Genomic DNA, 14830 nt, shown 5'->3' on the forward strand with positions numbered 1-14830 from the left:
ACAAATGCCGGGACAAAAAGGTCGCATTTACCAAACTAGGCCTGTGGCATAATCAGGTTGAGAATGCGGGCATTGCTTCCTTTGAGAGCGTAGCAAGATCCATTGCAGCTCATCATCAATACATTCTCCATTACTTCGACAACAGAAGTACTAATGCATCGGCAGAATCATTCAATGCAAAACTCAAAGCTTTCAGGAGTGTCTTCCGTGGCGTAAGGGACACAACATTCTTCCTGTACAGAGTGATGAAATTGTATGCTTAAAAGTCTTTACCCCCCAAACTTTCGGTATGATCCACATTTAGATTGATATTTATTGGGGTTTCCTGATATAATATAAAACAAAAAACCCTCAAATTCATAGAATTTGAGGGTTTTTGACCTTACTTAGTGTAAGTGTTGTCGGGGTGGCAGGATTCGAACTGTTATCTTACCCTAATTTTACTTTTCTTATTTTATGCTGATTATTAAATATTTATAAAATTTAATACTTAACTTTATCTTTCTTTGGAAAGATAGAATATGGTAATATTAACCATTTCTGTCCGAAATATGTCCGATATATATGAAAGTGAATTTTTATTTAGACAAGCCCTATAATCCCGATATTGCAACCGAAAAGGTCAAACAGGAACTGGTCAAGGTCGGAGGGAAAAAGAAAAACCTTGCACAGAAATTTTGGAATCCATCTCCCACTGCTCTGTACCTATTCTTTTCACCGGATAAGTCCAGTAGGATAAAATATAGGACTAACTTTAAGGTACTGCCCAAAAGTTGGGATTTTGAAAAGGAAAGGCTTAAACCAAGTGCCAACGGGGCATTGGAATTCAACGTAGAACTGAACAACCTTGCCAATCTCTGCATCCGGGAAGCAATCACCAAAAAGGACAGAAACCAATTTCTATCGAAGGAAGATTATAAGCAGGTCTTACAGGACTGTATCGACAGGGACAATGCAACAGGTAAAGTAATATCCATTTCTCACCTAAAAACAAAATTCCTGTCCCATAAATCCAATTTTGTCAAAGAAGGAACCTTAAAAGAGTACAGGACAGTATTTAAAGGATTGGAAGACTTTGAAAAACAGGAGAACCTAAATCTTGTCCTGAGGGAAATGGACGGGAAATTTCTAGATCGCTTTGAGGTATTCCTGAGCAAGAAAAAGAACGCGAACGATGAGGATAAGACAGGCTTGTTGAATGATACCATACACAAGTATATATCCACGCTAAAGGTATTTCTAAAGTGGTGCAACGATAATGACTATTTGGTCCATGCCGATGTTTTTAAGGCACAGAAAACAAATTTTAAAAAGAAAGCATATAACGAAATAATTGCACTGTCTGAAAAGGAAATCGAGAAGATAATGAACCTTGATCTTTCAGGCAAGCCCAGTCTGGCAAGAGTAAGGGATCTTTTCTGTCTATTGTGCTACACTGGACAAAGATTTGATGATCTGATCAACTTTGATCCAAATGACATAAAGAACAATGCCTGGGACTTTATCTCGGTAAAGGTCAAAAAAAGGGTGATCATACCTTTTGAGGGGTATATCTCCCCTGCAAAGGATATTCTGGAGCGTATCGGTTACAGCATACCCAAGATATCCAACCAGAAGTTCAATCAATACATAAAAACGGTCGGAAAACTCGCAGGACTGGACGAGAGAATCAAGATAACGAGGTACTCGGGCAAGGAAAAGATAGTGATAGAAAAAAGGAAGTACGATTTTCTATCCAGCCATGTCGGTAGAAGGTCAATGGTCACAAATCTATTGAATAGGAACGTGCCTATCACCCTTGTACAGAAACTGACGGCGCATTCCGATATACGGACCTTAATGAAGTATGAATCGGCAAGTACTGATTCGTTAATCGATGCACTGAATAAATTTTAAAACTATGGAAGAAAATTTTTTTAAGTTGAGAAGAACCTGGAAGCTCCGGGAGAACAAATTTGATTTGGGTGGATTTTTTAAAAATGACCCTTTCCATATTCCCGGTTATTTAGTGATGTGCATTTTTAGCCTTAAAGAGAACGAATACCTGCCCTTTTACAATTACCACCTACAATATTACTTTGAAAACAATCCTTTCGGCAATGAGCAAACATTTCTAACCAAAGTTATCGGGTACGTTGATAAGGACATCAGGTCAAGAGAAACATTGCATTATTACAAAAGAATAACCAAAACAAGAATATACAAACTCACAAAATTTAGGCAAGCGTTAAAACAGGTCGACAGATGGGAACTTACCTTAACAAACGAGGATCGGATTAAAAAATCTGTTTCCTACGTGCAGGAAATGATGGATTGGCAAAACATAAACGACACCAAGACCGTCCTTTCCAAACTGCTATTTGATGAAGTTGGTTCGGACAGGTTTTTCATTGAGTACAAAAACATCATCGAAGAAAGAGACCGCCTAAAAGCTGAACTGGATGATAAAATCTCCGAAATGAACGAACTGAAGAAAAAGCACAAGTCCGTAGCGCCCATGACAAAGATCCAGATCGTTAGCGGTGATCACAAACCCTTGCTAGATCTTCTGCTCCAGATCAAAGATCTAGAAAATCCGTCGACCAGAAGAAATTATCTTCAGGGAAGTCCAGACACATGGGCATCACTGCTTTCCAATTACTTCGAATATGGCGAAAACAACATCCCCAAGGACAAGATCGACCGGAATATCAACTGGAACAGCATAAGGGATTATTTCTTGGCCAGGAGCGGCACCGAACTTATCAAATCCCGGAACAGGGAAAAGTATTTCCATATCAAGGAGTCCAAGCGTCATTACATTTAGTATAATCTCGTCTTAAATTAAAATATCTTTGCTTTTTTAGAGTTTTTATTATTTGACATAAGCATAGATTAAAATACTTCAATCATTGCAAATTCTAGATAATAGGAATACATAAGATTTTATTTACCTTCCTTTATTTTCTTTACCTCATTTGTGAGATCCAACACAGCTTTGCTCAATTCGGCAATGGATCGGGTTTTCGCACGATCTTCTTCGATAAATCTTTCGAGCAGTGCAACAAGCTTGTCCGATCCATCACTGTTAAAGGTTGGTTGAGTATGTTGACTAGAATTGGTCGAGTGATCGTTGAAGGTATGTGAATGTTGGATATTATAAATTACATTTTCCTCTTTGAAAGATTTAACGAATTCGGGAGTAACCCCCAAAGCAGAAGCCAACTCGTTTAAAAGAGGTTCGTCCAGGGCGACCATATTTTCAAAGTCAGAAATCCGTTGTTGTGAATACCTATTTCGACAGAGCTGACCGAAAGCTTCCTGCTTGATCCCCTGGATTTCACGGATACGTTTTATATTATGGCCGATGTGCATGTTTTCGTTTTTTTCTCTAAAAATAGCATTCATGATCAAGCAAATTTATGGACTGGTTTTTTACCGGTAAATCGGTAGGATACCATACCTGAAAATAACATGTAATGGAATAACTTTGGTCTAAAGTTACGCATTATTGTAACGAACAGCAATAGCTGGATTTTCTTTGACTTATTGGTATTGAAAGGTATTTTAGCTTGTATCTATAAAAATGTATATATTGAGGCTGCTTGTGACGCCGTAGGGTGAGGACAGATTTCACTCACTAAATAATATTATCATATTTTGCAATGTTACTTAGCGGTTTCCCGATAAACCGTAAACATATAGAGATTTAGACTATTTATCTATGCACAACGGCCTGTTGAATACTGCGATCATCTAAAAATAATTTAGATGATATCGTAAAAATGGATAAAGGACTATACCGACTTCGATGATTGTCCTTAAATCAACTTAGAATAGGTTAATTCATGGTATCCAGATAACAGCCTATATTGGATATTTACGATCATCTATAGAGTTGTTTTAGAGCAGTTTTAACGAAACCTGATTTTGATCGAGAAAATATAATAAGGAGGCTTCTTGTGGAGCCGCAGAGTGAGGACAATGTTCACTCACTAAATTCTTCTATAGAAAAACACAACGTTCTAGACGGTACCACAAATAAATTTATGGTCTCAACCGATAGCATATAGGGAAAAATAAATTGGTTCTTCCTGACATTGAAAACAGGGAAAATTCTATTGAATCCTTCTTATCGCATAGGACTGAAATCGGTGGTACGTCCGTAAGTTTTGGAATAGATTATCTAAAAAACTTTTTTTATGAACCTCTTGCGTTATTTCTAACCGATGGGATAATTTTAGTGGGCTTCTGCTCATCCTATTATTTTTTAAGTAAATATGTTTGTCCAGGAGGAAGCTATAAAATCATAAAAATTGAATGATATTGAGGCCGCTTGTGAGGCCACAGGGTGAGGAAAATTTCACTCACTAAATACTAATTATATGCAACAGACGGTGGTTTAATGCATCGGTATGAACAAAGAGTGGGCCTTGCTGTAGACCCATTGATATTATACGCAGCTAGGTCTGCTGTAAATCTAAATAGAGTTCAGGTCATAGAATTACCATCGCCTTTTCAGGTATATTGATATATGGAAGGCTATGATTAGAATACACCATAAGGTCGGTTCTTTTTGATCGAATTTTATAGTGACCTATACAAAATTGACCCTTGCTCCCCTTTTATTTTTCAGATCAAAAAAATTTATATAAAACATGACGCTTGATTAAAAACCAACGCTTTTGTTTAAAGAATATTTGATCAGATCAAATCCTTCCATACAGATAACATCATTGTATCATTCACTTTTACTATAAACCTATCACATGATCTCGGTTTTCCAGAAAATCCGTTAGGGCCGGCCGGGACCTGGGTAGGTACATGACCAATAGATCCATCATGAACGAAACTTTAAGGCAACAGGAAACAGATAGGCATATCGCTCTGCTCCGAAAGGGAGATGAGAAAGGGCTGAACTTTTTCTACCGGCGTTTTTACGGATATATCTTCGCAAGGGCATTCCGTGCAACACAAGACGACTGTGCAGCAAAAAGCATCGCCCAGGAAGCCTTATTGCGTCTATGGCTTTTCAGAAAGCAGCTAAAAGATGCTGAAGATATCCAGGCTTTCTTAAAGGCACAGGTCAGGTCCTCAATCAATGCCTATTATAATAAGACACGGAATAGGTTCCATAGAAGTCTGCTCCGGTTGGATTCCATCGAGGATTATCAGGAATTCCTTCTCGGCCATGAAATGGAAGAAGAGGAAGAAATGGACATAGTGTATCTCGAAAGATTAGATCAAGAAAAACAGCAACGCCTGATACAACTTGATAATTTAATGCCAAGCCTGAACGGCCAGCAGCAAATGTTCATCAAACTCTGTCTGAAATACAGCTTCAACTATGAACGTATAGCCTATTACCTTGGCGGGATCTCGGATTACCAGGTCAGTCTACAGGTAGAGAAAACGATCGATACCCTACGTTCTATATTCAATAGTTCGCAAAAAATGGAGCAGATGAACAGGTCGAGCAAGATCGTGGCGCAGGGGGAACTTGATGAACAACAGGCAGAGATCTTTCACATGCGCTACCAGTTGCAGTTGTCATTCGATCAGATCTCAGAAGCACTGCATCTTGATCCATCCACGGTCAGGAAGATTTTTGTACAGGCGCACACCAAGATAAGGACAGCACAGAGAACATAAATATAGAAAATATGGAAAAGGAAAGCATCATTCTCACACGGAAAGTACAGATATATCTGGACTGCGACGACAAAGGGCAGCGCTCGGCATATTTCAAGCAGCTCTTCGAGTGGCAGGACATGGTCTATCGTGGCGCCAATATGGTAATGACACATCAATTTGTACAGGAACAGATAAAGGACCTGATCTATCTGCGCGATGATGTGAAGGTAAAGCTGGCAGACTTCAAAAAGGATCCCGAAGGTATATTCAATTCTTCGAAAATGAATACCACCTATCGTATACTATCGCTGTACTTTAAAGGTAAGCTGCCTTCAAAAATTATCTCGGCCATGAACATGACGTTGAACAGGGCATATAGCACTGACCGATCATCTTATTGGAAGGGTGAAAAGTCGTTGCGCAATTATAGGAAAGACATGCCCATTCCCTTCGGTGGAGATCAGTTGAAGCTGGGCAATGACGAGAAAGGACGGGATTTCAGGTTCACGCTATTCAAGATCCCTTTCCGCACTTACCTAGGGAAAGATCGGTCCGATAAAAGGATCCTGTTACAGAGATGCTTGGTGGGACAGATCAAGATATGCACCAGTTCCATCAAGATGGTGAAGGGCAAAATATTCCTTTTACTGGCACTGGAACTCCCTAAGAAGCAACATGACCTCAAAGAACACATCATTGCGGAAGCCTCGCTTTCGGTCGAACATCCCATCACCGTTTCCATAGACAGGGACAATTTTCAGATAGGGAACAAAGAGGAGTTCCTATACCGGAGATTGGCCATCCAGGCCGCAAGGCACCGTATACAAAAAGCTGTGGCATTCAACAGGGGGGGACATGGACGCAGGAAGAAGTTGAAAAGCTTGGAGCATTTTACCGAAAGGGAAAAGCGCTATGTCGATAGCAAACTCCATCTCTATAGCCGCCGTTTGATAGATGTCTGCGTCAATTCAGGTGCTGGCACGCTGCTTTTGGTGAATCAATCCAATAAAGAAGAGGCCGCTAAAGAGGACAGATTCCTGTTGCGCAACTGGGGTTACTATGGCCTGATCGAAAAGATCAGGTACAAGGCGAACATGGCAGGTATTAACGTAATCGTCGAATGAGGCAGGATAATATCTGACAATATTTAACAGCTAACTAAAATCAAATTAAATGAGCAATAGATAAAGACCAGAACGAGACTGATCAAATCGAAACCTAGAGCTGGTAAATGAACCGGGTTGGACCTAACATAACGTGAGTTCGGGATAAGAAAAAGCGTTAATCTATTATGTTGATCTTTAGCCGCCTCTTTGATGATTATGTGATCCCCAGCAATATCTTCTCTCATCAAAAACCTAAAAGTAGGTTCGTTTTGAGATAATCCAATTTGATCAAAAGTATCTTCAATATACGTTCGTTTTTTGAGACAGACCGTCTACGATAGATCATAAATTCGAAAATCCTGAAGGGGATTAATAATTTTTTAATCAGATGAATTTGGACGAGATTTACGGAATAGATATCCGAAATCGTCTAACGTTTACCCGCTCGACAATCTACTGAATTATAAGTTTGTGGCATTATTAGATTTTTTAGCTTTTATTTCACGTAATTTTTCCTCTGCAATCATTACTAAATGTGGAGCACTGTATACGTAATCTAAGATTGCATTTGTCAGGGCATAAACAATTGGTAATTCGTATTGGCTTAAGTCACCACTATCTGCGTGAGCCCCTATATAGCCAAAGTTTTTTTAACCCTCTGCAACCTTTACAAGTTTTGTAGGAATTTCACCTTTATTAGCCAGGTCAGCCAGCATCTGCGCCAATGAACCTTTTTTAGCTGATCTATCAATACAAACTTGCTCTAAAAATCTTCTCATCGACATTGCACAAGCATTTACATCGATAGATTTTACTCTTTCAGCTGTTATAAAAGACGACAAAATATGATCTGGAAGTCCTTTTGGATACTCTGGCTTTTCAGGATATAGGAATGTATATTCGTTGTAATCCTCTTCGTCCATATATTCGTGCCAAAAATATGATACGATACTAATCTTATTGCATGCTGGACAACGCAACACCTCATAATGAGTTCCTGACACTGGATGATAATCATCATCCGAGCTGTGACGGGTCTCATTTACACATGTATCTCCGTCAATATACATTTTGGAGATATTTCCACAGTGTTTACATGCGATAATTTCGGAATCTGCCATTATTCGTAAACTAATTTCTTTAAAATACCATCCGTGGTGCGAAACTTCACGCATTTATAAGAACACTTTGTAAGATCTCTACTAATTGATCCACTTTCGAAACATTTGTTTTGTGAGACAGCGCCAAATTTAGACCGAAAGCTAGCTATTAAAACTTGCAGTTTTTATATGTTCTTAAAATCTTAAATCTTTGCAATGAGAAGATTGTTAGACTAGATAAATATCAGATAGGTTAAAACCTCTTGTTATTCCACTGGCTTCCGTTGGATGTTCCGTAGGTTTTAGAAGTGTATCCCAAAATTGGTTATCAAAAAGGTTATTTAAAAACATATATCTGAAGGCACGTGTCAAAGAAATCCGGTCTATTCCGTTTGAATTTCCATTCCTAACTGCAAAGTGATCTTCATATTGATAGAAGGTATAATATCTTTTCGCAAGCCATTCACTGTCTGCATAAGCCGAGATGATTTCAATTTGCTTTCTAGAAATTTTGAAATTATTTTCATACTCTTGATGTACTCCCTCATCAAACATTGGATAGCATTCCTCATACCAAGCATAAGCATAAGCGTCAGGAATTGCATTTGTTGTTTGCGGATATATTTTCGTTTGAAGAATTAAAAACCTTTGTAAGTTGTAGAGTTTTTTATCCATTTATATTGTGTTAGGTTAGTCTTATAGAGCATCATCTTAGGCGCAATGCATGTTTAAAGAATTAAATATTTCATATTGGTTTATTGGAGGGCTTATCATTTGGGGAATTATCGCATTTTTGAGAAGGAATGGAATACTCATACCTCTAATCAATGATCATTTGACTGATCTATATAGTGTCCCTATGTTCAGTTATACGATAATGAAAATCATGAAGCTCACCTATTATCCGGATTGGAGACCGGATCTGAAGTTTTTGCTGGGAGCTGCACTTAATCTGACCATTGTATTTGAAATTATATGTCCGTTACTATCAGCAAGATATACAGCTGATTTTATAGATATTATCTGCTACTTTTCAGGTGCGCTAATATATCATTTAGTATTACAGAGAATTTATTATGTAGATTCAAAATCATTATAATTGAATTCAAGGCCATCAATACGCTAAGGATACGTTACTGCGGTCAGGAACAATATATTTTCTTAAAATGTGAGGTTTTTTTCTGTAGAACCCTGTATTACTGATCCTATGCTTCTCTTTTAAGATATTCCATGACACGCGTCGCCGTAAGGCCATGAATCAAAATTGAAAAGAGGATCGTTAAAGAAACAGCAGCCCACAATTCATCCTGATGTTCAAAATTATATTTGCTGAAAGCAAATGCAAGATAGAATATCGAACCCATCCCACGGATGCCAAAAAATCCGATCGCCAGCCTTTCTTTGTTTTTCATTTTTGAGGAACTCAATGCCAGCCATCCAAAGACAGGTCTTACTATTAGCAGGAAAGTTACCGAAAACACAACCATTTTCAAAGTTATGGGTTCTAGAATACCCATTGCTAATGCTCCTCCGAAAATAATCAGTAGCAGGCAGACTAGCAGCCTTTCTATCTGATCGGTGAAAGAATGAAGTGTATCGTGATACTGGTGATCTTTCTCAAAATGCCTTAGTGTGATTGCACAGATAAAAACTGCAATAAATCCATAACCATGAACAATTTCTGTTATACCATACACTAGTAAAGTAGCAGCAACTGCCACCAGACCATCTCTGGTTCTTAGGATCTCATATTTTTTGGACACTCTGAATAACAAAATGCCAAAACCTTTGCCTGATAGAAATCCGATCACAATACCGGCAACTATTCGGTAGATAACATCAAGAGCAAACCAATCTAAAAAGCTGCTTTCTTTGCCTGTGAACATAAGACCAATAGTAATGGCAAGCCAGGTAAATGGGAAAGCGACTCCGTCATTGAGTCCAGCCTCTGACGTGAGCGCAAATTTGGTCTCTGATTTCATTCCCTCATTTGGAGGTCCCACCTGTACATCCGATGCGAGGACAGGATCCGTCGGAGCAAGAACAGCACCAAGAAGTACTGCTGAAGCAAGACTGAAACCTAAAAAATAATAGCCCATTACCGCTGCTGCACCAATACACAATAACATGGTAAAACTTACAAGTTTCAACGGGGAAGACCAGGTTTTAAAAGAAAATTTTCGGTCGATCTTGATCCCAGTACCCATAAGCGAAATAATAACAATCAACTCGGTTAAATGAAGCGTCAGATTTTCATTTTTTTGAGGCATTGGGTTTGGCAGAAGATCGGGAGCCAGTAGATAAAGGGCAAACCCTGTTGCTACATAAAAAATAGAGTACGAGATGCCAGTTTTTTTTGAAATTTTGGGCATCCATGCCACACTGAAAATGGCAGCGCCGAGTATTACTAAAATAATCAGATATTGATCCATAGAGAACGTAAATTTATTATTGCTAAAAGTATTTTTTGAATTGCTGTAATATTCAGTACGTTTAGGCGAAGCTGTAATACTCAAGCGGCTTGAGGTGAAAATATCAAATATCCCGCCACGGCTTATTTTACTGTTTTTGAAATTAGAACTCCGGCAGAACAATAATTAACTCGTAGTGCATTATTAAATTAATTCAATTTTAAGTCTATTCATTTTTCTATTGAAAACAAAAACATTTACAAACTGAATGAAAGTTAATGCTGTTATTTTGCTCAATACCCTTGTTTTAAAACCGTTAAAAGATTTTGCGTAATTGTTTCTGATTTTAAATTGGTCGCAAAGTTGAGAGAATAAAGTCTCAATTCTTTTTCTGGATTTTCTGAAAATATATTTTTGTTTTTGATAATTTTTTTGGTTGTTTCTCATGGGTGTATCCAGCTTTATATTCGCATAATTGAACAAATCTGTTTGCACTTGGGTGGATAAATAACCCCTGTCTCCAATCAACATACAATTGTTCATTTGATGCTTGATATCTTGCAAAAAATGAATATAATGAATGCTTGCTGTAGAAATATCAAAACTTTGGAAAACTCCGGAAACAGAACAAACTGYATGTAATTTGTAACCATAATAATAACTCGATTGAGAAGCGCAATAACCTTTGCTGGGAAACGAAAATTCATTTTCCTTACAAATTTTAGAGCGGTTCGCTCTTGCGTTTTTACAGATTTCTAAAGGCATCGAATCTACAATAAAAGTGGTTTCCATCTCATTAAATTTAGCAACCATAAGTTTTCTTATATTTTCCAAGTGTAAGAAAAGCTTTCTTTTTCTGCGATTAAACACACTTCTCTCAATCATTCCCTTTAGTTTTGAATTAGAGAGGTATCTAAACAACTGATATTCTGAATCTATCGATAAATATTCTGCAGAAATATTTATTGCAATGAGTTCTAAATCAGATAATTTTGGTTTAATTGGTTTGAAATAAGAATTTTCTTTGATGGTTAATTTTCTTAATTCCTTTAAAATAAAATCGTAAATTGCATCTAGGTTATTCATAATGTATTAGATTGGTAGTCAATACAATATACGAAATTTTCGTATTATGAGTAACCTTTTTTATAATGCACTACGGGTGTAAATATAAAAACTATTTCTGATAAAATTTCTCATCAAATGCCTCCTGCAAATTGTTTGGCTCTTTTCTTTTTTTGTTATTTAATTCGTGACGGGTCGTTGAAGAGGTTACATAGGCCGATCTTCTCGTACTTTGCAAATTACCTATGGGACGATTTTCTTCTAGAGTTCTAAACGGCGTAAACGAAAGATTGTCCATCACATTAAAATTACCATCTTCAGGAACTTCTTGTTTAAATATTTTGATTTTAGCTACCGTGCGAAATGGCGATAGTTCTTGAGACCATTCTTCTGTAAGATCATTAATTGGCATTTTTTTCAAATCGTTACATAATTGAATTTGTAGATTGAATGTAAGATCGTTTTTTGCGATCTCTTTAATAATAGCTTTTCTGTAAGGCCAATCTTCGCTGTCAATATCAATATCCTTATCAATAATTAAGTTTTTCGTTTCGTCAGTAGGTTCAATTCTTACTTTTGCCATATAATCTCCGTGACGAACTGCGCCCATACTGTAATACTCGTATAAAAAACTGTTAATTGATGGGATTTTTTCAAAAGTTTTTAGTGCGGCTAATTCTTTTAATGCTTCGAAATTTGGGAAAGCTTTTTTATTTTCTGTAACCCAGATTGAAGCAAATTCCAATTTTCCTAATGCACCTTTTTCAAAAAAATCGGTGATTTTAAGAAACAGTTTGGAGATGAAAACATAATGTTCCGCAGTATTGCAAAAAAATACCGGATTATTGATTAGGTTGAAATCCACATTTGGTGATGACTCTTCACCAGGAGCAACTTTTTCGCCTTCAATTCCAAAAATTTTAAGTGCAAAACCTTGCGCATTTCCACTTAGTTTATCAGGCAACACACGAGAGGATCCGTTTGAAAAACGAACCACCGCTTCGTGTTTTCCTGCATTTTTATAAATACCTTGAGCCAATTCTTCAGGCAAATTAGGCAGAATTTCCACCTCTGCCTTTAATGCTGCATAGCCATTGGCGTGCGCATCTCTTGTATAATTATGAGCGCGGCTTAGTTGCGGCGTGTTTCGAATATAATCTACAATATCCTTATTAATTTTATTGATATACTCTTCGAAATTTTCAGGAATTTCTTCCAATTTATAATCATATTTAACGTATTCCATGCAATTAGATTTTTTTGTTAGTGATTTTTTAAAAAAAAATAGTTAAATTTTTATAAGTATTAATTTAATTCACTGATCCATTTGAGAGCTGAAAGACTTGGGATAAAGCAATATTCACCACCTTTCACGATATTATAAGTTTGTAAACCTCGGTATCTTTTTATTAGCGGGTCTGCAGGCATACTGAACAAACTATTTTGATCTTGCAAACCAACCATAGGATCTTTTTCACTACCCAGATTTTGTGAATTGCCATCATTAATCCATTGTTTTTGCAAAAATTCCAAAGTCCCCATTGCATTCGCGCTAATTCCCATAAAATATTGACCGCGTTCTTTACCGTCATTTTTTGTCACTTCCGGCGGAACAATATCCCCAAAAGTTACGCTGCGACGTATAATGCGGTGAAGCCTTTCATCTTCCAAGACAAAAGTTTTGGAATCTCGCGGATTCATCCTGCGGATGTGAGAACTGAAAGGACATTTTTTTCCAAACTCATCGTTCTTAAATGAAAAATTATTATTTTTTTCAGGATTTTCTCCAAGCACTTTATCATCTTTTTCTGGCGATAAAACTAGTGGAGCTCCGCTTCTCCATCTGCCTACCATTTTCGCAGCCAAAAGTTCGCCTTCTTCTGGAGAAGAACTATTATCCTTAATGAACTGGTTAAACTCTGCAACCTGGCTTTGATATTTTCTAAAAATCATAAAAGACCCATTCTTCCCTAAAATGTCCGGCTGAGGAAAAGGTTTTGTAATATCACCTTCTCCTGGATAACCTAATATAAATTCGCCAGCTGCAATCGGGCGGTCAAAACCTTGAGGTACATCAATCCCACTACCTTCAACTTCGGGATTACTGATTCCATCGCGAAAACCGAAAACATTTTTCACCTCTTCTGTAGCACCAAAATCTTCACTCACCAAAACTTCAACTCCATTGTTTTCCGAAATTTTAGTACGAAATTCTTCCAATTTGCTTTTCCAATCGGCTTCATTATTGGAGATCACTGCAGAAGCAATATGAATGTTAGGATTTTTAAATTCTTTCTGCCAATTTTTGGGATCATTCACGCCAATATCATAAAGATAAGACGATCTTTTAGCCATTCCTTCTTTAAAAGATTCCGGAAAAGAATCTAAACTTTCTTTTGGTACACCAATTTTTTCTAAACCTTTATAGGTAAAAGTTAGAAATACAGATGCTCCTTCGTTTTTGTTCCATTCCTCTGCAGAATCAATTAATGGAATCAAATCTTTCAACATCTTTTTCGCACTTTCTTTATCCGTGATTTCTAATAATGCCACTGTTCCAAAATAAGGAATTGGCCTACTTCTCAAAATTAAAGATTGAATTTCCTTCAACTCTATATTAACTTTGTCCGGATTGAAAATTCTTTTTATAAAATCAAATGCCATAATTTATTTATTAAAAATTATTTTTCAATTTTATTAGAATCGTCAATGGCTTTATTTAAGCCAGTAATAATCTTATCGTTACGTCTAATGTCGTTTACAGTAAGATGTGGTACTCCCACATACCAACCTGTCGCAGTAATCTGTTTGCTAAGAATAAAATCTTTAACTGTTGGATCTTTAATTCCAGGCCAACCTTCCACATTTCCAAAAATAATATCCATCAATTGGGGAATTTTGGTTGCAAAATCATCGATATAAGCATCCCAATCCCCATCATAAGCTGTACAGAACAAAATCTTAGTATCATTATCAAAAAGAACAATTCGTAAATCGTGTAAGGTTCCAACTTTTGTAGCACCTTTCAAATTACCATTTGCAATCTCCATAATTTTTCGGAGATTATCAGCGCCGCCGGGCTTCAAATCTGCCATTGCAGTCAGTTCAGAAACCCGACCTGATCGTAATCCTTTTCTACCTGCAGAAGTTGTGGAATGATCATATCCATCATCAATACCTTCTGAAAAATTTGTAAATTAACATTGCTCAGTTCTTAGTTGGTCCTATTTTTATATTAAATATACTCGTAGTGCATTATTAAATTAATTCAATTTTAAATCTATTCATTTTTCTATTGAAAACAAAAACATTTACAAACTGAATGAAAGTTAATGCTGTTATTTTGCTCAATACCCTTGTTTTAAAACCGTTAAAAGATTTTGCGTAATTGTTTCTGATTTTAAATTGGTCGCAAAGTTGAGAGAATAAAGTCTCAATTCTTTTTCTGGATTTTCTGAAAATATATTTTTGTTTTTGATAATTTTTTTGGTTGTTTCTCATGGGTGTATCCAGCTTTATATTCGCATAATTGAAC

Annotated in this window: 15 protein-coding genes; 6 read left to right on the forward strand and 9 right to left on the reverse strand. The window is 36.8% G+C overall.

All coding sequences use genetic code 11. The features are described from left to right. From CRT24_RS12690 to CRT24_RS12700, 3 genes are all read left to right on the forward strand, one after another. On the forward strand, positions 1-263 hold a 263-nt coding region (locus CRT24_RS12690; RefSeq protein WP_144034583.1), incomplete at its 5' end, for a transposase. Between the two features lie 301 nt (positions 264-564). Then, a complete protein-coding gene (locus tag CRT24_RS12695) occupies positions 565-1896 on the forward strand; it encodes a site-specific integrase (protein ID WP_099371606.1) in 1332 nt (443 codons plus the stop codon). Positions 1897-1900: 4 nt separating this feature from the next. After that, on the forward strand, positions 1901-2806 hold the full coding sequence (locus tag CRT24_RS12700; RefSeq protein ID WP_099371607.1) for a hypothetical protein: 906 nt from the start codon (positions 1901-1903) through the stop codon (positions 2804-2806). Between the two features lie 119 nt (positions 2807-2925). Here the strand turns inward: CRT24_RS12700 and CRT24_RS12705 are convergent, their stop codons facing one another. Continuing rightward, a complete protein-coding gene (locus tag CRT24_RS12705; RefSeq protein WP_197734105.1) occupies positions 2926-3387 on the reverse strand; it encodes a helix-turn-helix domain-containing protein in 462 nt (153 codons plus the stop codon). Positions 3388-4821: 1434 nt separating this feature from the next. On the opposite strand from CRT24_RS12705, the gene CRT24_RS12710 reads away from it, so the two are divergent. Both CRT24_RS12710 and CRT24_RS12715 read left to right on the forward strand, forming a co-directional pair. Further along, complete coding sequence (locus CRT24_RS12710; RefSeq protein ID WP_180269133.1) at positions 4822-5631, forward strand: sigma factor-like helix-turn-helix DNA-binding protein; 810 nt, start codon at positions 4822-4824, stop codon at positions 5629-5631. Between the two features lie 11 nt (positions 5632-5642). Continuing rightward, positions 5643-6737 (forward strand): hypothetical protein, encoded by a 1095-nt coding sequence (locus CRT24_RS12715; protein ID WP_099371609.1) that lies wholly within the window; start codon positions 5643-5645, stop codon positions 6735-6737. Positions 6738-7369: 632 nt separating this feature from the next. Here the strand turns inward: CRT24_RS12715 and CRT24_RS12720 are convergent. Further along, on the reverse strand, positions 7370-7840 hold the full coding sequence (locus CRT24_RS12720; RefSeq protein ID WP_180269134.1) for a DUF4145 domain-containing protein: 471 nt from the start codon (positions 7838-7840) through the stop codon (positions 7370-7372). A gap of 207 nt (positions 7841-8047) precedes the next feature. Beyond that, entirely contained in the window at positions 8048-8494 is a 447-nt protein-coding gene (locus CRT24_RS12725; RefSeq protein WP_099371611.1) for a hypothetical protein, read from the reverse strand. 49 nt (positions 8495-8543) lie between these two features. Between CRT24_RS12725 and CRT24_RS12730 the strand changes: the two genes are divergently transcribed. Further along, complete coding sequence (locus CRT24_RS12730) at positions 8544-8918, forward strand: hypothetical protein (protein ID WP_031504811.1); 375 nt, start codon at positions 8544-8546, stop codon at positions 8916-8918. Positions 8919-9024: 106 nt separating this feature from the next. Here the strand turns inward: CRT24_RS12730 and CRT24_RS12735 are convergent, their stop codons facing one another. The 6 genes from CRT24_RS12735 to CRT24_RS12760 all read right to left on the reverse strand — a co-directional run. Beyond that, on the reverse strand, positions 9025-10335 hold the full coding sequence (locus CRT24_RS12735) for a sodium:proton antiporter (protein ID WP_180268523.1): 1311 nt from the start codon (positions 10333-10335) through the stop codon (positions 9025-9027). A gap of 99 nt (positions 10336-10434) precedes the next feature. Further along, the gene (locus CRT24_RS12740) at positions 10435-11316 is read right to left on the reverse strand and encodes an IS982 family transposase (protein WP_099371612.1); all 882 of its coding nucleotides are present in this window, start codon (positions 11314-11316) and stop codon (positions 10435-10437) included. A 91-nt stretch (positions 11317-11407) separates the two neighbouring features. Then, a complete protein-coding gene (locus CRT24_RS12745; protein ID WP_076549606.1) occupies positions 11408-12541 on the reverse strand; it encodes a catalase family protein in 1134 nt (377 codons plus the stop codon). A 59-nt stretch (positions 12542-12600) separates the two neighbouring features. Continuing rightward, on the reverse strand, positions 12601-13959 hold the full coding sequence (locus CRT24_RS12750; RefSeq protein WP_076549608.1) for a Dyp-type peroxidase: 1359 nt from the start codon (positions 13957-13959) through the stop codon (positions 12601-12603). A gap of 17 nt (positions 13960-13976) precedes the next feature. Then, the gene (locus CRT24_RS12755; protein WP_218962630.1) at positions 13977-14390 is read right to left on the reverse strand and encodes a hypothetical protein; all 414 of its coding nucleotides are present in this window, start codon (positions 14388-14390) and stop codon (positions 13977-13979) included. 163 nt (positions 14391-14553) lie between these two features. After that, positions 14554-14830, reverse strand: a 277-nt coding sequence (locus CRT24_RS12760) for a transposase (RefSeq protein ID WP_144034584.1), incomplete at its 5' end; no start/stop codon positions are given.

The organism is Sphingobacterium sp. 1.A.5 (genome assembly GCF_002734235.1).
Lineage (GTDB): Bacteria > Bacteroidota > Bacteroidia > Sphingobacteriales > Sphingobacteriaceae > Sphingobacterium > Sphingobacterium daejeonense.

Bases quoted from the DNA above. Each gene is read 5' to 3' on its own strand.
- CRT24_RS12750 (WP_076549608.1), bottom strand. From the start codon at position 13,959: ATGGCATTTGATTTTATAAAAAGAATTTTCAATCCGGACAAAGTTAAT.
- CRT24_RS12725 (WP_099371611.1), bottom strand. From the start codon at position 8,494: ATGGATAAAAAACTCTACAACTTACAAAGGTTTTTAATTCTTCAAACG.
- CRT24_RS12730 (WP_031504811.1), top strand. From the start codon at position 8,544: ATGTTTAAAGAATTAAATATTTCATATTGGTTTATTGGAGGGCTTATC.
- CRT24_RS12715 (WP_099371609.1), top strand. From the start codon at position 5,643: ATGGAAAAGGAAAGCATCATTCTCACACGGAAAGTACAGATATATCTG.
- CRT24_RS12745 (WP_076549606.1), bottom strand. From the start codon at position 12,541: ATGGAATACGTTAAATATGATTATAAATTGGAAGAAATTCCTGAAAAT.
- CRT24_RS12700 (WP_099371607.1), top strand. From the start codon at position 1,901: ATGGAAGAAAATTTTTTTAAGTTGAGAAGAACCTGGAAGCTCCGGGAG.
- CRT24_RS12695 (WP_099371606.1), top strand. From the start codon at position 565: ATGAAAGTGAATTTTTATTTAGACAAGCCCTATAATCCCGATATTGCA.
- CRT24_RS12705 (WP_197734105.1), bottom strand. From the start codon at position 3,387: ATGAATGCTATTTTTAGAGAAAAAAACGAAAACATGCACATCGGCCAT.
- CRT24_RS12710 (WP_180269133.1), top strand. From the start codon at position 4,822: ATGAACGAAACTTTAAGGCAACAGGAAACAGATAGGCATATCGCTCTG.
- CRT24_RS12720 (WP_180269134.1), bottom strand. From the start codon at position 7,840: ATGGCAGATTCCGAAATTATCGCATGTAAACACTGTGGAAATATCTCC.
- CRT24_RS12755 (WP_218962630.1), bottom strand. From the start codon at position 14,390: ATGGCAGATTTGAAGCCCGGCGGCGCTGATAATCTCCGAAAAATTATG.